General features: G+C 70.4%; 18 protein-coding genes. 6 read left to right on the forward strand and 12 right to left on the reverse strand.

Annotation, left to right across the window (positions count from 1 at the left end; all coding sequences use genetic code 11):
• Positions 1-47: 47 nt before the first annotated feature.
• A complete protein-coding gene (locus BMG523DRAFT_RS07280) occupies positions 48-1,328 on the reverse strand; it encodes an acetoin utilization protein AcuC (protein WP_035909655.1) in 1,281 nt (426 codons plus the stop codon).
• Between the two features lie 192 nt (positions 1,329-1,520).
• Between BMG523DRAFT_RS07280 and BMG523DRAFT_RS07285 the strand changes: the two genes are divergently transcribed.
• The gene (locus tag BMG523DRAFT_RS07285; protein WP_235462936.1) at positions 1,521-3,572 is read left to right on the forward strand and encodes an acetoacetate--CoA ligase; all 2,052 of its coding nucleotides are present in this window, start codon (positions 1,521-1,523) and stop codon (positions 3,570-3,572) included.
• Between the two features lie 189 nt (positions 3,573-3,761).
• Here BMG523DRAFT_RS07285 and BMG523DRAFT_RS07290 read toward each other — a convergent pair whose 3' ends face one another.
• On the reverse strand, positions 3,762-5,030 hold the full coding sequence (locus tag BMG523DRAFT_RS07290) for an RNA polymerase sigma factor (protein WP_011437883.1): 1,269 nt from the start codon (positions 5,028-5,030) through the stop codon (positions 3,762-3,764).
• A 574-nt stretch (positions 5,031-5,604) separates the two neighbouring features.
• Here BMG523DRAFT_RS07290 and BMG523DRAFT_RS07295 point away from each other — a divergent pair.
• Complete coding sequence (locus tag BMG523DRAFT_RS07295; RefSeq protein WP_011437884.1) at positions 5,605-6,942, forward strand: amylo-alpha-1,6-glucosidase; 1,338 nt, start codon at positions 5,605-5,607, stop codon at positions 6,940-6,942.
• A 113-nt stretch (positions 6,943-7,055) separates the two neighbouring features.
• Here the strand turns inward: BMG523DRAFT_RS07295 and BMG523DRAFT_RS07300 are convergent, their stop codons facing one another.
• From BMG523DRAFT_RS07300 to BMG523DRAFT_RS07310, 3 genes are all read right to left on the reverse strand, one after another.
• Positions 7,056-10,901: a vitamin B12-dependent ribonucleotide reductase gene (locus BMG523DRAFT_RS07300; protein ID WP_011437885.1), complete on the reverse strand. Its 3,846-nt coding sequence runs from the start codon at positions 10,899-10,901 to the stop codon at positions 7,056-7,058.
• Between the two features lie 324 nt (positions 10,902-11,225).
• Entirely contained in the window at positions 11,226-11,771 is a 546-nt protein-coding gene (gene nrdR, locus BMG523DRAFT_RS07305; RefSeq protein ID WP_011437886.1) for a transcriptional regulator NrdR, read from the reverse strand.
• A gap of 329 nt (positions 11,772-12,100) precedes the next feature.
• Positions 12,101-12,499 (reverse strand): LysM peptidoglycan-binding domain-containing protein, encoded by a 399-nt coding sequence (locus BMG523DRAFT_RS07310; RefSeq protein WP_035909704.1) that lies wholly within the window; start codon positions 12,497-12,499, stop codon positions 12,101-12,103.
• Positions 12,500-12,803: 304 nt separating this feature from the next.
• Between BMG523DRAFT_RS07310 and lexA the strand changes: the two genes are divergently transcribed.
• Positions 12,804-13,574: a transcriptional repressor LexA gene (gene lexA, locus BMG523DRAFT_RS07315; protein ID WP_011437888.1), complete on the forward strand. Its 771-nt coding sequence runs from the start codon at positions 12,804-12,806 to the stop codon at positions 13,572-13,574.
• A 65-nt stretch (positions 13,575-13,639) separates the two neighbouring features.
• On the opposite strand, the gene hflX is transcribed toward lexA, so the two are convergent.
• Entirely contained in the window at positions 13,640-15,100 is a 1,461-nt protein-coding gene (gene hflX, locus BMG523DRAFT_RS07320) for a GTPase HflX (protein ID WP_011437889.1), read from the reverse strand.
• Between the two features lie 430 nt (positions 15,101-15,530).
• Between hflX and BMG523DRAFT_RS07325 the strand changes: the two genes are divergently transcribed.
• Positions 15,531-16,217, forward strand: coding sequence for a helix-turn-helix domain-containing protein (locus BMG523DRAFT_RS07325; RefSeq protein ID WP_347272495.1), 687 nt, complete (start codon positions 15,531-15,533; stop codon positions 16,215-16,217).
• On the opposite strand, the gene BMG523DRAFT_RS07330 is transcribed toward BMG523DRAFT_RS07325, so the two are convergent.
• The 6 genes from BMG523DRAFT_RS07330 to miaB all read right to left on the reverse strand — a co-directional run bounded on the left by BMG523DRAFT_RS07330 (position 16,148) and on the right by miaB (position 21,924).
• Complete coding sequence (locus tag BMG523DRAFT_RS07330) at positions 16,148-16,591, reverse strand: VOC family protein (RefSeq protein WP_049761117.1); 444 nt, start codon at positions 16,589-16,591, stop codon at positions 16,148-16,150. The two genes, BMG523DRAFT_RS07325 and BMG523DRAFT_RS07330, sit on opposite strands and share 70 nt — an antisense overlap.
• Positions 16,592-16,643: 52 nt before the next feature.
• Positions 16,644-17,519 (reverse strand): diaminopimelate epimerase, encoded by an 876-nt coding sequence (dapF, locus tag BMG523DRAFT_RS07335; RefSeq protein ID WP_035941213.1) that lies wholly within the window; start codon positions 17,517-17,519, stop codon positions 16,644-16,646.
• 59 nt (positions 17,520-17,578) lie between these two features.
• Complete coding sequence (locus BMG523DRAFT_RS07340) at positions 17,579-18,487, reverse strand: EAL domain-containing protein (protein WP_011437893.1); 909 nt, start codon at positions 18,485-18,487, stop codon at positions 17,579-17,581.
• A 109-nt stretch (positions 18,488-18,596) separates the two neighbouring features.
• On the reverse strand, positions 18,597-19,508 hold the full coding sequence (gene miaA, locus BMG523DRAFT_RS07345; protein ID WP_023840375.1) for a tRNA (adenosine(37)-N6)-dimethylallyltransferase MiaA: 912 nt from the start codon (positions 19,506-19,508) through the stop codon (positions 18,597-18,599).
• On the reverse strand, positions 19,505-20,305 hold the full coding sequence (locus BMG523DRAFT_RS07350; RefSeq protein ID WP_011437895.1) for a class III extradiol dioxygenase subunit B-like domain-containing protein: 801 nt from the start codon (positions 20,303-20,305) through the stop codon (positions 19,505-19,507). Before BMG523DRAFT_RS07350 ends, miaA begins: the two co-directional genes overlap by 4 nt.
• Positions 20,302-21,924 (reverse strand): tRNA (N6-isopentenyl adenosine(37)-C2)-methylthiotransferase MiaB, encoded by a 1,623-nt coding sequence (miaB, locus tag BMG523DRAFT_RS07355; protein ID WP_043590726.1) that lies wholly within the window; start codon positions 21,922-21,924, stop codon positions 20,302-20,304. Before miaB ends, BMG523DRAFT_RS07350 begins: the two co-directional genes overlap by 4 nt.
• Before the next feature lie 392 nt (positions 21,925-22,316).
• Between miaB and BMG523DRAFT_RS07360 the strand changes: the two genes are divergently transcribed.
• Both BMG523DRAFT_RS07360 and BMG523DRAFT_RS07365 read left to right on the forward strand, forming a co-directional pair.
• Positions 22,317-23,051, forward strand: coding sequence for an amino acid ABC transporter ATP-binding protein (locus BMG523DRAFT_RS07360; protein ID WP_011437897.1), 735 nt, complete (start codon positions 22,317-22,319; stop codon positions 23,049-23,051).
• Positions 23,052-23,226: 175 nt separating this feature from the next.
• The gene (locus tag BMG523DRAFT_RS07365; protein WP_082456635.1) at positions 23,227-24,183 is read left to right on the forward strand and encodes a glutamate ABC transporter substrate-binding protein; all 957 of its coding nucleotides are present in this window, start codon (positions 23,227-23,229) and stop codon (positions 24,181-24,183) included.
• Positions 24,184-24,251: the final 68 nt, after the last annotated feature.

Below are 24,251 nucleotides of genomic sequence, written 5' to 3' on the forward strand. Positions count from 1 at the left end.
GCGGCGCTCACCCGGTTCTCACGCAGTGCTCAGCTCTCACGCAGGGCTCAGCGGTCGACGGTGGGGTCGAGGCCGTGCAACGGCAGCACCTGACGCCGGGTCGCCGCCACCGTCCGGTCCAACGGATCGTCGGGGTCTCCCTCTCCCGCGTCCCAGGGACGATACCGGACACTCACCCCGTCCCCGAGCGTCCGGGGCATGGCGGCGGCTCCGACGGACTTCTGCCCGGTCGCCGCCCGCACCCGTCCCGGCGCCGCGGAGCGCCAGTCCTCCGGCAGGGCGCGGCCGGCATCCAGGGGCACGTGGCCGGCGATCGCCAGCAGCTGCGTCCAGGCCCGCGGCACGACCGTGTCCAGCGCGTACCCGCCACCGCCGCAGGCCAGCCAGCGTCCGTCGCAGACCTCGTGGGCCAGCGCGTGCAGCAGGTCGTAGGAGGCCCGTTGGCCGTCCACCGACAGCGCCAGATCGGCCAGCGGGTCGAAGGCGTGCGTGTCGCAGCCGTGCTGGGTCACCAGCACCTGCGGCCGGAAGGACCGCAGGAGCACCGGCACCACCCCGGAGAAGGCGCGCAGCCAGCCGGCATCGCCGGTGGCGGGGGGCAACGCCACGTTCACCGCGGTGCCCTCCGCGGCGGGAGCACCCACCTCGGTCGGGAATCCGGTGCCCGGGAAGAGGGTACTCCCCGTCTGGTGTAGGGAGATGGTGAGCACCCGCGGATCGTCGTAGAACGCCGTCTGCACGCCGTCGCCGTGATGCACGTCCACGTCGACGTACGCCACTCTGGTGGCTCCGGCGGAGAGCAACCAGGCGATCGCGATCGCCGGGTCGTTGTAGATGCAGAATCCGCTCGCCATTCCCGGCATCGCGTGATGCAGCCCGCCGGCGATCGACACGGCGTGCCGCGGCGGCCCGCTCCACACCGCCCGTGCCGCCTCGATCGTGCCACCGGTGATGAGTGCGGCGGCCTCGTGCATCCGTTCGAAGATGGGGTTGTCGGCCGTGCCCAGGCCGAACAGGGCCGCGAACCTGGCCTGCGCCGGGTCGGGCGCGGCGCGGACCGCGCTCAGGTAGACCGGATCGTGGATCAGGCCGATGAGGTCGTCGGAGGCGAGGGTCGGCCTGGAGATCCGGATGCCCGGCGCGTCGAGAACACCGAGACTCATGGCGAGGTCCATGGTGAGCTCGAGCCGCACGGGATGCAGCGGATGCGTCGGCCCGAAGTCGTAGCCGGCCATGACCGGATCCCAGGCCACGACCGTCGGCTCGACCTGCGGCTCGACCTGCGGACGGCCGTCGGTCCGCCGCTCGGAATCGCCCGGGACACCCATCTGTCGACCGTAGCCCGATCACGCTCCCAGAGATAGCGGTGGTGTCGATGACGAGGATCCGGGGCCATCGATGAGGCACGTAGATCTGCCCGGAATGGCCTAGGGTCAGTGCCCGTGGCAGCAGACCGAGTGACACCGGACCATGCGGCGATGGAAGACGGGCGGCAGCCGGCCGGCCGTGATGGTGGGTCGGTGGCTGCCGGCACGCCACTGTGGGAACCGCCTCCCCGTCGGATCAGCCAGGCCGCGGTGACCAACTACCGCGCCTGGCTCGCCGCCGAGCGGGGGGTTGAGCTCGCCGACGACACGCGCCTGTGGGAGTGGTCTGTCACCGACCTGGACACGTTCTGGGAGTCGATCTGGGATTTCTGCGCGGTCGAGGGGGACCGCGGCACCGGTCCGGCGCTCGCCGACGCGGCGATGCCCGGCGCGGTCTGGTTTCCCGGTGCCCGGGTGAACTACGCGGAGAACGCGCTCACCCGGCGCGGGCCGGCCCCGGCCGTCATCGCCGTGCGCGAGGACGGTGCCACGGCCGTGGTGTCCTGGGACGAGCTGCGCCGGCAGGTGGCGAAGGCGGCGGCGGGACTGCGGAGCCTGGGTGTCGCCGAGGGTGACCGGGTCTGCGCCGTGCTGCCGAACACCGTCTACGCGATGGTGGGGATGCTGGCCACCGCCAGCATCGGCGCGGTGTGGTCGTCGTGCTCGCCGGAGCTCGGCCCGACGGCCCTGCGCGCGCGGTTCGGCCAGATCGACCCGAAGGTCCTGATCGGCGTTGACGGCTACAGCTACGGCGGGAAGAGCTACGACGCCCTCGACACCCTCGCCGCGCTCGCGGGCGACCTGCCGGGACTCGGGGCAAGCGTGATCGTGCCGTACCTGTGGCCGGACGCGCTCTCCCGGGCCCGGGCCGCGGGGCTGCCGGGGCTGCTCACCTGGGACGAGCTGATGGCTTCGGAGACCTCCGAGCCCGAGTTCACCCGGGTCGCCTTCGACGCGCCGCTGTGGATCCTCTACTCGTCCGGCACGACCGGCCCCCCCAAGGCGATCGTGCACGGCCACGGCGGTATCCTGCTGGAGCATCTGAAGTCGCTGGCGTTGCACCTCGATCTCGGTCCGGACGACCGGTTCTGCTGGTTCACCACGACCGGCTGGATGATGTGGAACTATCTGGTCTCCGGTCTGCTCGTCGGCGCGACCGTCGTGCTCTACGACGGAGCGCCCGGCTATCCGGCGCTCGGCACCCTGTTCGGTCTGGCGGAGGCCCTGGAGCTCACGTGCCTGGGCACGTCCGTGGGCTACCTGCAGGCCTGCGAGGACGCCGGGCTGGTCCCGCGCGAGTTCGCCGATCTGTCCAGGCTGCGCACCGTCGGATCGACCGGATCGCCACTGTCCGCAGCCGGCTATGCCTGGGTGTACGAAGCGGTGAGCCCGACCGTGATGCTGTCGTCGATCAGCGGTGGCACCGACGTCTGCACGGCGCTGGTGGCGGGCCTGCCGACGATGCCGGTGCGGGCCGGGGAGATCGGATCACGCGCGCTGGGCTGCGCGGTGCGCGTCTTCGACGAGGCCGGCGAGGAGGTCGTCGACGAGGTCGGTGAGCTTGTCGTGACCGCGCCGATGCCGTCCATGCCGCTGTGCTTCTGGGCTGACCCGGACGGCGGCCGGCTGCGGGAGAGCTACTTCTCCGTCTACCCCGGCGTCTGGCGCCACGGGGACTGGGCGAGGATCACACCTACCGGTGCCGTCGTCATCCAGGGACGTTCGGACGCGACGTTGAACCGCGGCGGCGTCCGGATCGGTACCAGCGAGCTCTACAGCGTGGTCGAGCGGGTCCCCGGGATCGCCGACAGCCTCGCGGTCGACACCGCGGACGAGCGCGGGCACGGCGAGCTGCTCCTTTTCGTCGTCCTCACCGAGCCCGGCCTGACCGAGGCGGTGGCCGCTCGGCTGCGCGAGGTTCTGCGCGCCGAACTCAGCCCACGCCACGTTCCCGACCGGATCATCGAGATCACCGAGGTCCCTCGGACCCACACCGGCAAGAAGCTCGAGGTACCGGTGAAGCGCCTGCTCGCCGGGACCGCCCTGGACGAGGCCGTGAGCCTCGACTCGGTCGCCAACCCCGATGCCCTGCTGCCCTTCGCCGCCGCCTCGGCCCGGTCGCGGCGGTCGGCGTCGGAGCCGATGACGGGAAGCGCACTGGAACCCGGCACCGGATCCGACGGAGAAGCCGAACCCGGAGCTTGATACAGCAAAGTCGGATCTTCACCCGGCAAAAACGAAGATCCGACTTTCATCGATCCCGCGATCATGACGTGACCGCCATGATCGCGGTACTCCTGTCTTCCACCCGTGCCGCACCGTGCACCCGTACCGCACCGTGCACCCGTGGACGTGCCCCCGCGGACTCGACCGCAGGTGCGCTCGCCCGATCGATCAGTCGAGGAACTCGCGCAGCCGACCGGCGACGGCGGGCTTGCGCAACTCCCGAAGCGTGTCCCGCTCGATCTGACGGATGCGCTCACGGGTCAGGCCGAGCCGGTTGCCCACCTCGGCGAGGGTGTGCTGCTTGCCGTCGGCGAGACCGAAGCGCAGCCGCATCACCTCGCGCTCCCGCGGGCTCAGGCCACCGAGGACGTTCTCGATCTCGTCCTGCATGGCGCCGTAGGAGGCGGCGTCCGCCGGGGAGGTCGCGTCGGAGTCCTCGATGAAGTCACCGAGCACGGAGTCACCATCGTCACCGACCGAGGTCTCCAGGCTGACGGTGTCCTGCGCATACCGGCGCAGCTCCACCACCTGCTCGATCGGCATGTCCAGCTCGAGGGCGAGCTCCTCGTCGGTCGGCTCACGGCCGAGCGTGGAGACAAGCTGGCGCTGCAACCGGGTGATCTTGTTAATCTGCTCGACCACGTGGACCGGGATGCGGATCGTCCGCGCCTGATCGGCGAGCGCCCGGCCGATGGCCTGGCGGATCCACCAGGTCGCATAGGTCGAGAACTTGTAGCCCTTGGCGTAGTCGAACTTCTCCACCGCGCGGATAAGACCGAGGTTGCCCTCCTGGACCAGATCCAGCAGGGTCATCCCGCGACCGCTGTACTTCTTGGCGACGGAGACCACCAGCCGCAGGTTCGCCGAGACGAGCTGCTGCTTGGCGGCATGGCCGTCCTTGACCAGCAGACCGAGATCACGACGAAGGTCGGCGGGCAGGTCGGGGACGCTCTCGAGCTTGTACTCAGCGAACAGGCCCGCCTCGACCCGCTTGGAGAGTTCGACCTCCTGGGCGGCGTTGAGCAGCGGCACCTTGCCGATCTCGCGCAGGTACATGCGCACGAGGTCGGCGGTACCCGCGTGTTCGGCGGTGGACCGGCTGGCGGCGGTGGCGTCGTCGCTCGCTTCCTCCTCGTCGAGGAGTTCGATGCCAACGGCGTTGAGGCGCGCGATGAGAGCGGGCAACAGTTCAATACCGATGTCCGCGGACTCGAGCACATCACGCAACTCGGAGCGGCTGATCTCGCCGGCCTCGCGACCACGGGCGATGACCTCGGCCACCGCGCTCACATCGAGCTCGTCGGTATCGTCGGGAACAGCGGCCAGCGAACGGCTGGGAGCGGTGCGGACAGGAGGAGCGGCCCGACGAGCACGCCGCGGGCTACGCGGGCGGTTGTCGTCGGTGCGCTCGGCAAGTTCCAGAGCAGGCAGCGTCATCAGTGGCAAATCCGATGGTCGGTGCGGGTGGGTCGTCTCGTTCTGTGCACGTGGGAGGTAACGAACGAAGACGCGGAACCATTCCCCGTGCAGGCACACCCGGACATCAGCGATCGCCGGGCCTACCAAGCAGTGTAGACCCTAGCCCTCGAGACGCTGCACTCGCTGCCGCGAAGACTACCTGGCAGATTCCACCCTGTGGCGCGAACCGCGAACTCTCCTGAGCTTCTCTGGTGGCCGAGCAGCCTGCGGATCAGGCCAACGGCAACTTTAAGTAACAGATCCACTACTCACCGTAGAAGTTTTTGCGTTCCACCATCCGTGCCATATTTTCTGACGATCACCAGTCGGTGCTAACCCGTAACGGTAGTCGGCAAGCCGACACCCGCGACCCGGCCCGGACCCGGGCTCTCCACCGGGACGGAAGGACCGGCGGGCCGACGCGGGCGCCGCCGCCGACGCCACCCCGACGCCACCCCGACGCCGAGGCGCTCGAGAACGGCGATTCCGTTAGGCGGGCCACACCCGACGGACCCTGCCTCTGTGCACAGCGTGTAACCGCTACTCTCACACGATGTCCGTCCCCAGCCTTCCCGCAGACCTGGCGGCACTACGGGAAACCGCGATCGACGTGCTACGAGACAACGACCTCGGCGACATCACCCGGCCCTCCCCGACGCTCTACCCGCACCAGTGGCTCTGGGACAGCTGCTTCATCGCGATCGGACTGCGCCGTCTCGACCCGGGACGGGCCGCCAAGGAGGTCCTCTCGCTGCTGCGAGGCCAGTGGCCGAACGGCATGATCCCCCACGTGATCTTCGCGGAGACCTCGGACTTCTACCACGCCGGTCCGCAGCGCTGGCGCTGCGACCAGGTGACCACGACCGCCGGCGGAGTGCAGAGCACGGGGGTCACCCAGCCGCCGATGATCGCCGAAGCCGCCGTCCGGATCGCAGCCATGATGACGCCATCCGCCCGCGACGCCTTCTACCGCGCGTTGTTCCCCGGCCTGCTGCGCTTCCACACGTGGCTCTACCTCGAACGCGACCCCGACGACGACGGTCTCGTCACCCTGGTCCACTCCTGGGAGTCGGGGATGGACAACACGCCGGCCTGGATGGAGATCACCAGGCCGGCGGCTCCGCTGGGAGTGCGGGCACTGCGCCGGATCAACGGCGGCGACGCCCTGGACGCGCTGCGGCGCGATTCCAAGGAGGTTCCCCCCGACGAGCGGCTCACCTCGGGAGACCTGTTCACGCTCTACCGGATCGTGCGTGAGCTGCGGCGGGCGCACTACAACTTCCGCGAGATCCGTCGGAGCATCGTCCCCCTCGTCCAGGACGTCGCCTTCAACGCGATCCTCATCCGGGCCAACGAGCACCTCACCGCCATCGCCGCCGAGATCGGCCAGACCATCCCCGCCTGGCTGTGGCGGTCCATGCACAGGACGCGCGAGGCGATCGAGCGGCTCCACGCCGACGGCACCTACTACAGCCGCGACTTCCGGACGGGAACGCTGCTGCGCCACGAGACGATCTCGGGGTTCCTGCCGCTCTATGCCGGGGTCGTGCCCGAGGACCGGGTCGACGAGATGGTCAAGACGCTCACCTCACCGCGCTACTGGTCCCGGTTCGGCATCGCGAGCGTGCCGCTCGACGACCCGGGCTTCCTTCCCCGGTGTTACTGGCAGGGTCCCGTCTGGGTCAACATGAACTGGCTGATTGCCGACGGGCTGGAGCGTTACGGTCGGCTCGACGCCGCGGAGAACCTGCGCCAGAACACGATCGACATGATCGCATCGTCCGGGGCGATGTTCGAGTACTACTCACCCCTCGACGGTTCCGGCGCGGGCAGCAACCGGTTCTCCTGGACCGCGGCGCTCCTGGTCGACCTCCTCGCCGCCGAGCACTGAGCCACACCGCCGAGCACTGTCTCGGAGCAGGGACCCGATGCGGAGCAGGCACCCGATGCGGACCGCGTGCCCGATGCGCATCGGGCACCCGGTCGGACCGGCCGCCGCGACGCCTAGCTGCAGCCGCTGGTCGAACCGCACTGCTCACAGACGTAGCAGCTACCAGCTGGCCGCATGGTCACCCCGCAGGTGAAGCAGAGCGGAGCATCGACCACGGTCTGCGCGACGAGCGACTCGCCGGGCGGTGCCAGCCGCAACTCCCGTGCCACGTACGCCGGGCCGTTCCCTACCGCCGGACCGGGCGGGACGCCCGGGTCACCCCGATCGGCGACGGAAGCCGAGGATCCGGTCACCGCGGCCCCCTGGGATCCGGCCGGGCCGTCGATCCCGGCGGGCTGCGCCGATCGCGCGGCCTCCACCGCCGGCGCTGGACCGTACTGACCCGCGACCCGACGGGCCCGGTCGGCCGCGGTCGAGATGCCGAGTTCGGCCCGCTGATCGGCGTCGAGATAGTCGAGCGCGAGGCGACGGAACAGATAATCCATGATTGACTGGGCGATCCGCACGTCCGGGTCGTCGGTCATCCCAGCCGGCTCGAACCGCATGTTGATGAACTTGCTGACGTACGCCTCCAGCGGCACGCCGTACTGCAGGCCGATCGAGATGGCGATCGCGAACGCGTCCATCACGCCCGCCAGGGTGGACCCCTGCTTCGACATCTTGATGAAGACCTCACCGAGACCGTCGTCCGGGTAGGAACCGGCGGTCAGATAACCCTCGGCCCCGCCGACGGAGAAGGACACCGTCCGCGACGGGCGGGTCTTCGGCAGCCGGCGGCGCACCGGTCGGTACTCGACCTCCACCGGGGCGGGTCCGACGGAGCCGGCGGTCCCGACCGCGTCTCCCGTGCCGACCCCGACTCCCGTGCCGGTCCGGGTGGCGGCCAGCTCGGCGGCCTGCTTCGCCCCCTTGACGTCGGTCAGCGGCTGGCCGACCTTGCAGTTGTCCCGGTAGATGGCGAGGGCCTTCAGGCCCAGCCGCCACCCCTCCAGGTAGATCTGCTCGACCTCGGCGACCGTGGCGGTCGACGGCATGTTCACCGTCTTCGAGATCGCGCCGGAGAGGAACGGCTGTACCGCGGCCATCATGCGGACATGGCCCATCGGGGAGATCGCGCGCTCCCCGATGGCGCAGTCGAACACCTCGTAGTGCTCCGGACGCAGGCCGGGAGCGTCGATGACGTGCCCGTACTCGGCGATGTACTCGACGATCGCCTCGATGGTCTCCTCGGGGTAGCCGAGCGCCTGCAGGGCCGCCGGGACCGTCTGGTTCACGATCCTCATGCTGGCGCCGCCGACCAGCTTCTTCATCTTCACCAGGGCGAGGTCCGGCTCGATGCCGGTGGTGTCGCAGTCCATCGCCAGACCGATCGTGCCCGTCGGGGCGAGCAGGCTGGCCTGCGCGTTGCGCCATCCGTGCTTCTCGCCGACGGTCTGCGCCCGGGCCCATTCCCGGGACGCGACGGCGAGGATCCGGGAGTCCTCGGCGTGCACGCTGCGCACCGCGTCGTTCGCGGCGGCATGCTTGCGCATCACCCGCCGGTGCGCGTCCGCGTTGCGGGCGAAGCCGTCGTAGGCGCCGACGATCCCGGCGAGTTCGGCGGAGCGCCGGTAGGCGGTGGCCGTCATCAGCGAGGTGATCGATGCGGCCAGCGCCCGGCCGCCGTCCGAGTCGTAGGCCCGGGCGCTGGCCATCAGCAGGGCACCGAGGTTGGCGTAGCCGATGCCGAGCTGCCGGTAGGCCCGGCTGACCCTGGTGATCTCCGGCGTCGGGAAGTCGGCGAAGCAGATCGAGATGTCCATCGCGGTAATGATCAACTCGACCGCCGCGACGAACGCCTCGGCGTCGAAGCTGCGGTCCGGGCGCAGGAACTTCAGCAGGTTCAGCGAGGCCAGGTTGCAGCTGGAGTTGTCCAGGTGCACGTACTCGCTGCACGGGTTGGAGGCGCTGATCCGGCCGCTCTCGGGGCAGGTGTGCCAGTCGTTGATCGTTCCGTCGTACTGGATGCCGGGATCGGCGCAGGCCCACGCGGCCTCGGCGATCGTGTGGAACAGCCCGCGGGCGTCCACCGTCTCCAGGACACGGCCGTCGAGGCGGGCCCGCAGGTCGAAGCCGCCGCCGTCGACGACCGCCCGCATGAACTCGTCGGTCACCCGGACGGAGTTGTTGGCGTTCTGGTATTGCACGGAGGCGATGTCGCGCCCGCCGAGGTCCATGTCGAAGCCGGCGTCCCGCAACGCCCGGATCTTGTCTTCTTCCCGGGCCTTCGTCTCCACGAACTCGACGATGTCGGGATGATCGACGTCGAGCACGACCATCTTCGCCGCCCGCCGGGTCGCGCCACCGGACTTGATCGTACCCGCCGAGGCGTCGGCGCCGCGCATGAAGCTCACCGGCCCGGAGGCGGTGCCCCCGGAGGACAGCAGCTCCTTCGAGGACCGGATGCGGGACAGGTTGAGCCCGGCCCCGGAACCCCCCTTGAAGATCAGCCCCTCTTCCCGGTACCAGTTCAGGATCGACTCCATGGTGTCGTCCACGGAGAGGATGAAGCAGTTGTGCACACGGAGGCCGGCGGAGAGGTACTCGCCGCTGTCGGTCTGGATGTCGTAGACCGGCATCGGCCCGCGCGGCTCAATGCGCTCGATCTGCAACCGCTTCACCGGCTTCGCGGCCTGGCCGGGCTGATCGAACGACGCCTCCAGCTTCGCGGCCTTCACCGGATCGAGGAAGCCGATCTCGTCCGCGAACGTCCGCCGGTCACCGGCGTTCTGAATGCCCAGGCTCCAGAGGTCGTGGCGGTCGGGTCGCGGATCCGCCTCGCGGCGTACCCGCGCGAAGATGCCGAACCGGGCGAGCAAACCCTGCACCCCGCGAATGAGGCCCTCGCTGATCATGTCCAGCCCGATCAGCGTCGAGCGCTCCCGGCGGGACACGTAGCCATCGGCCTGGAACAGGCTGCGCAGATAAGCCGCGACAACGGGTAGCGGAGCATCATACAGCCGGGTCGGCACAGTCATCGCCTCGATGGTCAGCGAGGCGTTCGTACCGGCGTACCGACCAACAAAACCGTCCGCCTGCAGCCGGCCCGCGAGCGCCGCCTCGGCGATCTCCCGTGAAGTGATCTCACCCTCGCCCGGGGCGATGGTGCGATGCCACTCGAGGGTGTCCCCGGCCCGCAGCGCGCCGGCGGGGACGAAGGCCCCGGCACCCGCGGAGGTGCTCCGCCACACCAGATGATCGGCGGTGACGTCGAGCGCGTGACCGGCCCTCGTCCAGATCCGCAGGACGTCCTTGACGCCGTTGGACTTGGTCGCGATCACCTGGGTCAGACCGTGCGCGTCGAAGACCTTCATCCCCACCGCGTCCGTCTCCACCAAGGCGCCGATGGGAACCAGACCGGATGGCGTGCTGACGAGGGCGTCATAGGGCTGGCACGCCGAGACCTGCTGCGGCGCGGGGGTTCCCACGTTGAACCAGACCGGCGAGTTGAAGCTGAAGACCTGGTGGAGCAGCATCCAGGTCAGTTCGTGCTCGAAGATCTCGGCGTCGGTGTCCGAGGCGAAGTAGCCGTGCTCGCGGCCGGCCGCGCCGTAGGCGTGCACGACCCGATCGATCAACTGCCGCAGCGACCACTCCCGCCCCGGCGTGCCGGGCGCCCCACGGAAGTACTTGCTGGTAACGATGTTGGAGGCGTTCACCGACCAGAACTGCGGGAATTCCACTCCCCGCTGCTCGAAGTTGACCGAGCCGTCCCGCCAGTTGGTCATGACGACGTCCCGGGACTCCCAGGTGACCTCGTCGTACGGGTGGACGCCGGCGGTGGTACGTGACCGCTGGATCTTCAACCCACTCGCTTTCGCCGCTGACCTGCTCGGCTTCGTGCCGCGGCTGTCGGTCATGACGCTCCTCGTCTTCACTCGTCAGCTTCAACCTTCAACAATGTGTTGTGGGCATCCCCGCCCCAGGCCGCAGCCAGTGGACGTCGGGACGGTGCGGGGCCGGACCTCGACGCACGGCGGTGCCCGCGGGGACGAGCACGCGCACGGCAAACACACGCACGGCGAACGGCACCAGCCAGGTCGAGCCGGGCCGCATGCGTGCCGTCCGGGAGGTCCGCGGTCCTCGCACGGCCGCGACGCGGGATGTCACCCGTCGCCGGCGGGACCGGGCCGGCACGGCGAGCCAGGGCGATGTATGACGCTTTCGGTCGAGCGGTCCCGGCCCTACCTGCTATGCACCTGCTGGGTGCCGATCACCGGCGAGACATCGACGGCGCCACGCGGGACCGGTCGTGCTGGTCCATCCCGCGTGGTGGGAGGTCCGGCGGCCTCGGAGCGCAACGCGGCGATCGCGGACTCGAAGTCAGTCAACGACTCGAAGGCCAGGTACACCGAGGCGAAGCGGAGATAAGCCACCTCGTCGAGCTCACGGAGCGGACCGAGGATCGCCCGGCCGATCGCCTCCGCGGGCACCTCCGCCGACCCCGACGAGCGGACGGCGTCCTCTACCCGCTGCGCCAGAAGCGCGAGATCATCATCCCGCACCGGCCGGCCCTGGCAGGCCTTGCGGACACCGGCGATGACCTTGGCCCGGCTGAACGGCTCGGCCGCCCCACTGCGCTTGCGAACCTGAAGGGACGCCTCCTCCATCGTAGTGAACCGGCGACCGCAGGACAGGCAGGACCGCCTGCGGCGGATCGCCGAACCCTCCTCGGCCTCCCGACTGTCAACGACGCGACTGTCCGGATGCCGGCAGAACGGGCACCGCACGCGCTACGCCTCCTTCGCCCGCGCCGGAGCCGACCGCCCCGGACCGGGGATGAGGGACACCGTTGAGGACCCGGCATCCACGCCGGACAGACCACCTTGTGGATGGACCGCCAGCTCCCCGCGGAAGACCTGTGGAACAACCTGTGGATGACTTACACCCCGGTAAGCACCAGATGTTGTGTCCAAGGTAGCGCACGGCCCCAGAGATGAGGACAGCACCCCCGTATGGTCCGTGTGGTCCGCATCGCACGTGGCACCGCACGTGGACGAAAGACGACGGTGCGCGAGAACCCTGCGCCGAGACACTCGTGGACCCGGGAAGCCGGGCGTCAGGGAAGGAGTAACGACTGGCCCGGGGCGATCAGTGGTGACCGCAGGTGGTTCAGCCGCATCAGCCGGTCCACCATGACCCGGGTGTCGGCGCTCTCGTCGAGCGCCACTGCCACCTCCCACAGCGTCTCCCCCGGCATGACCAGATGGTGCCGCGGCGCCTCCGCGGTATCCGGCCCGGCAATCGACACCCCAGGCATGATCATGATTGCTACCGCCACGACGACCGCCACGACGATCGATACCACCACCACCCGACCCCGCCGGGTCAGCCGGAGCGGCGGGGGTGCGGGCGGGCGACCCGGCGGGGGTGCGGGCGGGCGACCCGGCGGCCGATGACCCACCCGGTCCCTGGCCATCGACAGGTCGACGACCCGCGCCCTGTGTGCGGATCCCACGGCACCCTCCCGTTCCGACGACACCGAACACCGAAGATCGAACCTTCGTTCGATCGAACGCGTGGTCGATTGTCGCATCGGGAACCGGAAACCGCCAGGGACACGCTCGAACAGACGTTTGAGATTCTGCGACCCGCCGGTTACCGTCGAGTCGGTCGGGTGTGAACCGGGCGGTTTCCCCCGGTCACGGACGGCGGCGAGTCGGTGGGTGACCGCTTCCGGAGCGGGACGGTCCGCCGTGCGGTCGCCGGCCGGCCGGTGGCCGCACGGCGGAAGAAAAACGCGACGAGGAGAGCGGTAAGCGATGACTAGCCAAGGCAGGGGTACGCGCCGGGGCGGAACCCGCGGCAACGTGCGAGCCTTTCCCGAAGGCCCCACGGACGCGGGCCTGACCCCCCGGCAGCGCAGGGTGCTGGAGGTCATCCGGGCCGCGGTGGAGCGGCGCGGATATCCGCCCAGCGTGCGGGAGATCGGTGAGGCGGTCGGCCTCACCAGCACCAGTAGTGTGGCTCACCAGCTCAAGGTGCTCGAGGAGAAGGGCTACCTGCGGCGGGACCCGAACCGCCCGAGAGCGATGGAGGTGCTGACCGTCGAGCACCCCCGGCAACGCGCGGATGTGGGCGCGGGCGCGACGACGGTGGCGGGCACGATTCCCATCGTCGGTGAGGCGGCGCCGGGCACCACCGAAGGAAGCAAGTCGGACGCGGCCTACGTGCCGGTGCTGGGCCGGATCGCCGCCGGTGGCCCGATCCTGGCCGAGCAGGCGGTCGAGGACGTCTTCCCGCTACCCAGGGAGATCGTCGGCGAGGGCACTCTGTTCCTGCTCCGGGTCGTCGGCGACTCGATGATCAACGCGGCGATCTGCGACGGTGACTGGGTGGTCGTCCGCCAGCAGCCGGTCGCGGACAACGGGGAGATCGTCGCCGCAATGATCGACGGGGAGGCGACGGTCAAGCGTCTGCGGGTTCGGGACGGCAAGATCTGGCTACATCCGGAGAACTCGGCCTTCGCCGACATCCCCGGTGAGGATGCGACCATCCTCGGCCGGATCGTGGCTGTGCTCCGCAGGGTTTGATGTGGATCGGCCGGCCGCCCGGCGGGCGGCCGGCCGGGTTGCCTCGCGTCTGATCGCTCCTGGGCTCAGGCCCGGTAGGCGTGCAGCTCCGCCGCGAGTCCCGAGGAAACCCGGGCGGACAGCCGGGTACCGGTCTCGGTGTGCTCCATCGTGAGCACCTCGCCGTTCGCGTGCACCCGGGAGACCAAGTCGCCCCGGGTGTAGGGCACGAGCACGCGCATCTCCACGTCGGGATGCGGCACCCGGGCACAGAGCGCGTCGACCAGCGCGGCCAGCCCCTCGCCCGTGCGTGCCGAGACGAACACGGCGTCCGGGGCGAGCTGGCGCAACCCCGCGACGACCGTCGGCTCCACGGCGTCCACCTTGTTGACGACGATCAGCTCGGGAACGCCGCCCGCGTCGATGTCGTTGAGAACCTCGCGCACGGCGGAGATCTGCGCGGCCGGCTCCGGCGATGATCCGTCCACAACGTGCAGGATGAGATCGGCATCGGCGACCTCTTCCAGCGTCGAGCGGAACGCCTCGACGATCTGATGCGGCAGATGCCGGACGAATCCGACGGTGTCGGTCAGGGTGAAGGCCCGGCCGTCCGGCAGGGTCGCCCGCCGCACGGTCGGATCAAGGGTGGCGAACAGCGCGTCCTCGACCAGGACACCCGCGCCGGTCAGCCGGTTGAGCAGCGACGACTTACCGGCGTTGGTGTAACCGGCGATCGCCACGCTGGGGACCTCACCCCGCCGCCGGGCGGAACGCTTGGTCTCCCGCACGGTCGTCATCGCGGCGAGCTCGCGGCGCAACCGCGCCATCCTGGCCCGCAGCCGCCGACGATCGGTCTCGATCTTCGTCTCACCGGGACCACGGGTACCGATGGGCGCCCGGCCGCCGCCACTGGCCGCGGCCCGCGACATCGACTCACCCCACCCACGCAGCCGGGGCAGCATGTACTGCAACTGCGCGAGCTCGACCTGGGCCTTGCCCTCGCGAGAGGTCGCGTGCTGGGCGAAGATGTCCAGGATGAGGGCCGTCCGGTCGATGACCTTTACTTTGACGACCTCCTCCAGCTGCCGCAGCTGACCCGGGGTGAGCTCGCCATCGCAGACCACCGTGTCCGCGCCGGTCGCCGCGACGACCTCGGCGAGCTCGCGGGCCTTGCCCGAACCGACGTAAGTCGCGGCATCCGGCCGGTCGCGACGCTGCACGAGCGCGTCGAGCACCACCGAACCGGCGGTCGTGGCGAGCGCCGCGAGCTCCGCCATGGAGCTCTCGGCCGACCGCGGGGAACCCGACGTCCATACGCCGATGAGGACGACACGCTCCAGCCGCAGCTGCCGGTACTCGACCTCGGTGACGTCGTCGAGCTCGGTGGCGAGACCGGGAACCCGCCGCAACGCGGCGCGATCCTCCAGGTCGAAACCGTCCCCAGAATCGTCGAAGAAGTTCGGCAGGTAAGACGAATCGGCTTCGGTCAGCTTGATGAGGGATCTGTCGAGAGTGGACGCATCGAAGGCGTCAGCAGGAAGTGTCATACCATCCGTTCTCAACGCGGCCCGCTACCGCACCATTCCGCGATCATTCCGTGCCGCTTGCTCCGGCCGGGCCCCACGACCCGGTGGCCCGAGGAGGATCCGCCGGACCGGAAGACCCTGCCGCACTCGTGGCGCGCCTCCCCCTCGTTTCCCGGCGAATCCCGTCGCCAACCAGGGTCCCACGTCACCACGTCGATCGCGAACCGTTTTGCCGCCCCGCCGACGTAGCCTCTGCGACGTGTACCACGAGTACCACGAAAGACGGGCCCACCGCCTCGCCGCGACGATCTGGGACAGCTCGGGCCGCCCGACTCCCCCTGGACACCCCCCGGACACCACGCGGACGACGGCGGACCGGCATCCGGACCGCACCGGACCCTCGGACCGCACCGAGCGCACCGAGCGCACAGGTGTGGTGGGCAGTCGGCGAGTGTTGCCGGACGGATGCATGGACATCATCTGGAGTTCCGACGCCAATCTGATCGTCGCGGGGCCGGACACGGCGGCGAAGCTGGTGCGCTGGGCACCAGGCGTGCGGCACGTCGGGCTCCGCTTCGACTCGGGCTCTGGACCATCCCACCTCGGAGTGGCCGCGGACGAACTGCGCGACCAACGCGTCCCGCTCACCGACCTGTGGGGCGACGGACCGGCGCAGCGACTCGCCGAGCGGCTCGCCATGGCCGCTGATCCCCTGGTCGCATTCGAGTCGTCGATCGCCGCCCGGCCCGTTCACCCGGCGCTCGTGGACCGGTTGGTTCCCGCCGTTCTGGCGGGTGCCCGCGCCCGGGCGCCTGTGGACGACCTCGCGCGCACAGTCGGGCTGAGCGAACGCCAGCTGCTGCGTCGCTGCCGGCGTGTCTTCGGATATGGCCCGAAGACGCTCGCCAGGATCCTCCGGATGCAGGACGCCCTGCACGCGGCGCGGGCCGGCATCCCGTTCGCGGTCGTGGCGGCCGAGGCCGGCTACGCCGACCAGGCGCACCTCGCCCGGGAGGTACGCGCGCTCGCCGGAGTTCCGCCGACTCACCTCATCCGAAATGTCAACGTTCAGGACGAGCTGGACGTCTCGGTGTCGGATGTCGCGGATGTCGCGGCCGCTACGGGCAGTGGGGCGTAGAGGTCGACGTGGTTGCCGTCTGGATCGAGCACGACCGCGTACCGCTGGCCCCAGAAGGCGTCCCAGGGCGGAAGGTGGCCGGCGTGACCGGCGCCGACGAGGTCGGCGTAGACCTCGTCGACCTCGTCCGGCGTGTCGCAGGCGAAGGCCAGCCCGACCCGCGGCGAGCCGGTACCCGCCGACCAGCGCGGATCAAAGGATCGGATGGTCGCCTCGCTGTCGAACGCGAGGCGCGGACCGCCGGGCAGCTGCACCTCGACGTGCGGCTGGGCGTCGGCCCCGGCGGGCAGGTCGAGGCCGAGCCGGCGGTAGAACGCCAGGGACCGGGCCATATCAGCGACGATCACACCGGTCAGGGTGAACGATGGTGGCATGAGGGCACCGTAGGGCAGGCAGGCGGGCCGGGTCTTGCAGGAAACGGACACCTCACCCGACCGGGTCGTGGGCCTCCGCACGGCGCAGCACGCCGTCGAAGACCAGCTCGGCGGGCCCTCGCAACAGCACGGTCTCCGGCTGCCAGATCACGACCAGGCCGCCGCCGGGCACATCCACCTCGACCTCGACCGGCGCACCCGCCGGCCGGGCACCTCGCCGGGCCGCCCAGGCCACCGCGACCGCGCAGGCACCGGTGCCGCAGGACGCGGTCTCCCCGACCCCACGTTCGAACACCCGCATCGCCACCCCAGCCGGCCGGTCGACGACGATCTCCACATTCACCCCGTCCGGGAAGTCAACCGGGGAGAAGGACGGTGGTCGGGTCAGGTCGAGCCGACGCAGCCCGGCGACGTCCAGGTCGCCGGCGAAGCAGACCGCGTGCGGATTACCCATCGAGACCGCGGTCGCGGTGAAGTCACGATCGGCGACGGTGACCGGGGCCCCGGGTCCGTCGATGATCCGCGGCGGTCCCATGTCGACCGTGACGTCACCGTCCACCGCGGCCTCGACGAGCCGCAACCCGGCGCGGGTCGCGACGTGGAACCGTCCGGGCTGGGCGTATCCGGCGTCGACGAGGTAGCGGGCGAACACCCGGGCGCCGTTACCGCACATCTCGGCAACCGAACCGTCAGCATTGCGGTAGTCCATGAACCAGCGCGCCCGGCCGGCCAGACCGGCCGCCTCGGGAACCGCGGCGCAGAGCACCACCCGCAGCACCCCGTCGCCCCCGATGCCGGTCCGTCGGTCGCACAGCGCGCGCACCAGGTCCGCGGTGAGGTCGAGGTCCCCGTCGGGATCCGGCAGCAGGACGAAGTCGTTGCCCGTCCCGTGGCCCTTGACGAATCGCAGTTCCAGCTCGTCCCGCACGTCGCCGATCGTACGGGGGATGCCGCTCGGCACCTGACGACCGGGCTCCCGCGGCGGCGTCAGCCGGCTGCGGCCCGCGCCCACTCCCGCATCCGGTCGTCGGAATGCGACGGCTTGTACCAGCGGTCGGGCCGGCCTCGCCCGAGAGCGATCATCCGAGCGTCCTCCACCGGCACCGGCGGACAGAACACCGGTCCGATGGCGCGATCGCAGTCGAGATCCACCACCCGGGACGCCAGGCGCGCGGTGTCGACATCGTCGGCGACGACGGGCAGGCCGCGTTGGTGGGCAAGCCGGACGATGGCCGCGAGCACGGCCTCACCCTCGAGGTCCTTCATCGTCGCCCGCAGGAACAGACCGTCGATCTTGACGAGGTTCAACGGCAGCTGGTCGAGCACGGCCAACGAGCCCAGCCACGTGCCGAAGGACCCGACGGCGATCGCCACCCCGAGGGCACGCAGCCGGGTCAGCAACCGGGGCACCATCGGCGCGGCGAGTCCGAGGGTCTGCTCGCTGAACTCAAGGCCGATCGCCCCGGCCGGCAGCACCCGGCCCGAGACGAGCCGGTCGACCTCGGCCGCGAAGGCGAGGCTGGCAAGCTGGCGGCCATCGATGTTCACCCACAACCGGGGCGGGCGGATCGGCGTCCCGACCGCCATCCGATGCCAGGTGCGCGCCTCGGTCACGGCCATCCGCAGCACCCACTGGTCCACCTGATGGACGAGGCCCGCGGCCGCGGCGATCGGCATGAAATCCGCCGGACCCAGCACCCCGCGTTCCGGGTGCAGCCACCGCGGATGGGCCTCCATCCCCGGCACCGACCCGTTGCGCAGGTCGACCTCCGGTTGGAAGTGCAGCCGCAGAGAACCATCGTCGAAGGCGGCATAGAGCGCGGGGACGAGAGTCAGGTCGGGTGGGGTACCAGCATCGTCGGGTGGGGTACCAGCATCAGAGGTGGGCGCGGTCACATCGATCTCTCCAGACGCCGTGCGGGACCGGCCGCCGCGCACCGGTCACCGGCGACGCCGCGCATTGGCGGCGGCCCGATCGACCCCGACCCGGTCGGCCGATCACCCGTCAGAGCGAACCCACCAGCCGTCGCACCTGGGTGACATCTGGTTGGTCCAACCAGGCTATCCGGTTATCCCGCCGGAACCAGGATCTTTGTCGACGGGCAAAGCGCCGCGTCGCCGTAATTGTGGCGAGCTTGGCCTGTTCGGCGGAGTCCATTGCGCCGTCGAACCAGGCCAGAACCTGGGCATATCCCAGTGCGCGAGACGCGGTTCGGCCTTCCCGCAGGCCGCATTCCACCAACCTTCGCACTTCGTCAGGAAAACCAGCACCCCACATTTTCTCCACCCGGTCCGCAATCCGTTGGTCGAGATCGGGGCGATCCACGCCGATCTGCACGACCTCATAGACCGAGCGGTGCTCCGGCAGGGTGGCCGTGAAGGTTCCGGTGAGCTCGACGACCTCCAGGGCACGCACGATCCGCCGGCCGTTGCTGGGCAGGATCGCCGCGGCGGCCTGCGGCGCCCGCGCGGCCAGCCGGTCGTGCAGCGCCGGGGCGCCGACGCGGGCCAGTTCCTCCTCCCACCGCGCCCGGACGCCCGGATCGGTCCCCGGGAAGGCAAGATTGTCAAGAACCGCGCGGACGTAGAGCCCGGAACCGCCGACCAGCACCGGAATGCGCCCGGCGGCGAGCAGGCCGTCGATTATCCGGCGGGCGTCCGCCTGGAAGCTCGCGACGTCCGCGGGATGCGTCACGTCCCACACGTCGAGCAGATGGTGGGGCACCCCGCGACGCTCCGCCTCGGGAACCTTGGCGGTACCGATGTCCATCCCACGGTAGAGCTGCATCGAGTCCGCGTTCACCACCTCGCCGCCGAGGGCGAGCGCGATCTCGATGCCGAGGTCACTCTTGCCGCCGGCGGTCGGCCCCACGACCGCCACCACCGGTCCCCGGCGCGGTTCCTCCTGCCCGTTCATCCTCGCTCGGCAACATCCCGTGTCCAGAGGGCAACCAGATAGCCGACACCATACGGCGCGTCGTCATACCGGAGGTCACTGTTCCATGACCCCGGGCCCAGGGACCCCGGGCCCGGGGACGCCGGGCCCGGGCCGTCCCGGGTCGCGGCGAGCAGGGCGCCGGCCAGGACCTGCCAGGACGCCCGGCCCGCGGCGAGCAGCTCCCGGGCCAACCCCGGGTCCAAGGCGAGCAGGCCGGCCGGATCCCCTGCGGCCAGCGCCGCGGCGGCGGTCGCGTCGAACGCCGCGGCCCGTGGGTCCAACCCGCCGGGAGCCTTCAGCGTGCGACAGGCCGAGCCGTCGCCCATCACGAGCAGGGCGAGGCGCTCCTGCGGAGCGGAGCCCGCGACCAGCCGCGATCCGAGTGCGACGGCCCCGTCCGGGGAGATCTCCGCGGGCACCCCGACGGCGGTGCGGGCGCCGGGCCAACCGACGACGCCCAGCAGCCAGGCGCCGATCGTGATCGACAACGGTAGAGCGGGCGACGACAGGACGGACGACGGCTCGGGGGCCGGCGCGGTCGGGCCAAGATCCACCCGGAGATCCACCCCGAAGCCGGCCAGCGACCCGGACGCGGCGGGGCCGTAGGACACCTCGGTCGCCGCGTCACCCACCACCACGATCGTGTCCGGCTCGGCGGCACACAGCAGGCGCACCGCGTCCACCGCGACGGCCCGCGCCTCGACCGGCTCACCACGGCCGACCTCGGGAACCAGCAACGGAGGATGAGGACAGACCGCGGCGGCGACGAGGGTCATCGACGTACCGGAGTACAGCAGGCGTCCGCGCCGGCCGACGCCGCGTCGGCCGACGCCGGGCCGACGGGATCGGGCGAGGACGGCCGCAGGGACGGGATGCCCAGGGTGACGATCGGCCGTCCGTCTGCCGGCTGCTGCGCGGCTGCCGCACCGCCACCGTCACCGTCACGCCCGAGCGCCCACGCGTCCCCCGCACGGGTCGCCCGGTGGGACCGCAGGGGGCCGTCGGCGGTGAGGTGATGGGGTGCTGCCCGCGTCACCACCGTCTCGACGACGTCGCCCGGGCGCACCGTAGGCGCGACCGCCACCGCGACCGCGGGCGCGGCGCCGCCCGCCCTCGGGCCCGAGCCGGTGGACGAGCTCGCGGCCTCGTCCGCGCGGAAGTGCACGAGCCGTCCGTCCCGAGCCCGGCCGGACATCCGGCCGGTGGCGCCGTCCTTGCGCCCCTCCCCCTCCGAGACCAGCACCTCGACCCGCCGGCCGACCAGGGCCCGGTTCTCCGCCCAGGAGATCTCGTCCTGCAGGGCCACCAGCCGGGTATACCGGTCGGCCACGGTCGCCCGGTCCACCTGGGCGTCCATGGTCGCTGCCGGGGTGCCCGGGCGAGGCGAGTACTGGAAGGTGAAGGCGCCGGAGAACCGGGCCGCCCGCACCACGTCGAGGGTATCGGCGAAGTCCGCCTCGGTCTCGCCAGGGAAGCCGACGATGATGTCGGTGGTGATGGCCGCGTCGGGCATGGCCGCCCGCACCCGCTCGACAATGCCGAGGAAACGGTCCCGACGGTACGAGCGGCGCATGCGGCGCAGCACGGTGTCCGACCCGGACTGCAACGGCATGTGCAGCTGGTGGCACACGTTCGAGGTGGTCGCCATGGCCTCGATGACGTCGTCGGTGAAGTCGCGCGGATGCGGTGAGGTGAATCGGACACGTTCGAGACCGTCGACGCGACCGCAGGCGGCCAGCAGCTTCGCGAAGGCACCGGAATCGCCCAGCGAGCGCCCGTAGGAGTTGACGTTCTGTCCCAGCAGTGTGATCTCCAGGGCGCCCTCCGCGACCAGGGCCTCGACCTCGGCGAGCACGTCGCCCGGCCGGCGGTCACGCTCGCGGCCACGCAGGCTGGGGACGATGCAGAAGGTGCAGGTGTTGTCACATCCCACGCTGATGCTGACCCAGGCCGAGTGATGGCTGGCCCGCCGGGTCGGCAGGGAGCTCGGGAAGACCTCCAGGGCCTCGGCGATCTCGACCTGGGCCGCCGCGTTGTGCCGCGCGCGCTCCAGCAGCACGGGCAGTCGGTGCAGGTTGTGCGTGCCGAAGACCACGTCAACCCAGGGCGCCCGGTCGAGGATCGCGGCCCGGTCCTTCTGGGCGAGGCAGCCCCCGACCGCGATCTGCATGCCCGGATGGCCCTTCTTCACCGGGACTAGCTGGCCGAGGTTGCCGTACAGGCGGTTGTCGGCGTTCTCCCGCACCGCGCAGGTGTTGAACACGACCACATCCGCCTCGCCGCCGGGATCGACCGGGGAGTAGCCGGCGGATTCCAGCAGCCCACAGAGCCGTTCGGAGTCGTGGACGTTCATCTGGCACCCGAACGTGCGGACCTCGTAGCTGCGGCCGTTCACCCGACCAGCCTACGGCGCGTGCACCGGGCCGTAGCCGGGTCCGGGGTCGAGTCTGGGGTCTGGGCTGGGTTGGGGTCTGGGCTGGGTCCGGCGGGGACGGGATCGCGTCGCGGGCCGCCTCTCCTGCGGGGCCGGGACCCTCCCCGTCGGGAGCTGAGGCGCCCCACCCCGGCCTGGACACCGCCCGAGATATCAGGCAACACCCCGCTCGATATATTTGCATAGCTGCAGGGATACTATTCTCGAATGTTCCCGTCAGTGCGCCGAAATCCGCGCGAGACGACCGCTCCAGCTGTCGGCTCCACGACTGATCCGCGCGCCTGGCCGTTCCATCATGAGGCCGCCGGGACGCTCGGCCCAACACCACACCGCCATTGTGTCGGGAGGTCGACATGCCTTTGGTGACTCTGGAAGGCGTCGGGAAGTCGTTCGGCGACAACCGGGTCCTGGCCGACGTCGACCTGTCCGTCGAGGCGGGCGAGGTCGTCATCATCATCGGGCCCTCGGGGTCGGGGAAGTCGACCCTGTGCCGCTGCGTCAACCGGTTGGAAACGATCGACGAGGGCCGGATCCTCTTCGAGGGCCGTCCCCTGCCCACGGAGAGCCGTGAGCTCGCCCGGATGCGATCACGGGTTGGAATGGTGTTCCAATCGTTCAACCTCTTCGCGCACAAGACGGTGCTCGAGAACGTCACCCTGGGACCGGTCAAGGTCCTGGGGCACAACCGCTTGCAGGCCCGCGCCCGGGCCCAGGAACTACTGGAACGCGTGGGGATCGCCGACAAGGCGGACCGGTTGCCCCGCCAGCTCTCCGGCGGCCAGCAGCAGCGCGCCGCCATCGCCAGGGCGCTGGCGATGGATCCCGTGCTCATGCTCTTCGACGAACCGACCTCGGCGCTCGACCCAGAGATGATCTCCGAGGTGCTGGACGTGATGAGGTCGCTGGCCACCAGCGGCATGACCATGATCGTCGTCACCCACGAAATGGGATTCGCGCGCTCCGCCGCGGACCGGGTGGCCTTCATGGCGGACGGTCGCATCCTCGAGATCGCCCCGCCGGAGAGTTTCTTCGCCGCGCCGCGGACCGAGCGCGCCCGGGACTTCCTGGCCCGGGTCCTGCAGCACTGAACCTCCACCGACCCGACCCGGTCACGCCCACCGCCCACCGCGCCGCCGGCACCCGGAGGCACACCAGCAGGCACGCACCACCAGAGGGACGCAGTTCCTCAGGGGGACACACACCACCCGACGCCAGATCACCTGCTCCGGACCCGCGGTCCGGAGCACTGCGAGAGGATCGGTCATGCGTACACCGTTCAGCCGGACGCGACGCCCCGCCGCCGGGCATCCCAACGGGAGCTCCGGCGGGATGTCACGCGAACGCCGCCGCAGGCGCGGCGGCGCGCTCCTCGCCGGCGCGACGCTGCTCGCCGCCCTCGGACTGAGTGCCTGTGGGAGCAGCGGCGATGACACCTCGACACCCACCCCCTCGGTGACCTTCACCGCCGGCACCACCATGGCCCGGCTGCACGACGCCGGAAAGATCATCATCGGGACGAAGTTCGACCAGAACCTGTTCGGGCTGAAGAACCTCAGCGGCCAGCCCGAGGGCTTCGACGTCGAGATCTCGAAGATCGTCACGGATGCCCTGGGCATCCCGCGCGACAAGGTCTCCTACGTGGAGACAGTGTCGGCCAACCGTGAACCCTTCATCCAGCAGGGCCGGGTCGACCTCGTGGTGGCCACCTACACAATCAACGACAAACGAAAGAAGGTCGTCGACTTCGCGGGGCCGTACTACGTCTCCGGCCAGTCCATCATGGTCTCGAAGAACAACACCGACATCACCGGCAAGGACACCCTTGCCGGCAAGAAGGTGTGCTCGGTCAGCGGATCCACGCCGGCCGAGAACATCCGCCGGGTGGCGCCCACCGCCCAGCTCGTGCTGTTCGATGTGTACAGCAAGTGCGCCGACGCGTTGAAGAACGGTCAGGTCGACGCGGTCACCACGGACAAGGGCATCCTGCTGGGTCTCGTCGACAAGGACCCTGACGCCTTCAAGGTGGTGGGTGGCACCTTCACGAAGGAGCCCTACGGCATCGGCCTCAAGAAGGGTGACGACGCGTTCCGGAACTTCATCAACGACACGCTCGAGGCCGCTTACAAGGACGGGCGCTGGGAGAAGGCGTACACCTCGACCCTCGGCAAGGTGGAGCCGACCGTGCCCACTCCCCCGGCCGTCGACCGGTACACGTCCTGATCCGCTCCGCGGGTCGAGGGCCGTTGAGCGGCGGCCGTTGACCGGTAGCAGGTGATCGATATCAGGTG

It is taken from the genome of Frankia sp. BMG5.23, from assembly GCF_000685765.2.
Classification (GTDB): Bacteria; Actinomycetota; Actinomycetes; order Frankiales; family Frankiaceae; genus Frankia; species Frankia casuarinae.

Coding starts and splice junctions, on each gene's coding strand:
- BMG523DRAFT_RS07280 (WP_035909655.1), bottom strand. CDS start 1,328: ATGGGTGTCCCGGGCGATTCCGAGCGGCGGACCGACGGCCGTCCGCAG.
- BMG523DRAFT_RS07290 (WP_011437883.1), bottom strand. CDS start 5,030: ATGACGCTGCCTGCTCTGGAACTTGCCGAGCGCACCGACGACAACCGC.
- BMG523DRAFT_RS07295 (WP_011437884.1), top strand. CDS start 5,605: ATGTCCGTCCCCAGCCTTCCCGCAGACCTGGCGGCACTACGGGAAACC.
- BMG523DRAFT_RS07300 (WP_011437885.1), bottom strand. CDS start 10,901: ATGACCGACAGCCGCGGCACGAAGCCGAGCAGGTCAGCGGCGAAAGCG.
- lexA (WP_011437888.1), top strand. CDS start 12,804: ATGACTAGCCAAGGCAGGGGTACGCGCCGGGGCGGAACCCGCGGCAAC.
- hflX (WP_011437889.1), bottom strand. CDS start 15,100: ATGACACTTCCTGCTGACGCCTTCGATGCGTCCACTCTCGACAGATCC.
- BMG523DRAFT_RS07330 (WP_049761117.1), bottom strand. CDS start 16,591: ATGCCACCATCGTTCACCCTGACCGGTGTGATCGTCGCTGATATGGCC.
- miaA (WP_023840375.1), bottom strand. CDS start 19,508: ATGAACGGGCAGGAGGAACCGCGCCGGGGACCGGTGGTGGCGGTCGTG.
- BMG523DRAFT_RS07350 (WP_011437895.1), bottom strand. CDS start 20,305: ATGACCCTCGTCGCCGCCGCGGTCTGTCCTCATCCTCCGTTGCTGGTT.
- BMG523DRAFT_RS07360 (WP_011437897.1), top strand. CDS start 22,317: ATGCCTTTGGTGACTCTGGAAGGCGTCGGGAAGTCGTTCGGCGACAAC.
- BMG523DRAFT_RS07365 (WP_082456635.1), top strand. CDS start 23,227: ATGCGTACACCGTTCAGCCGGACGCGACGCCCCGCCGCCGGGCATCCC.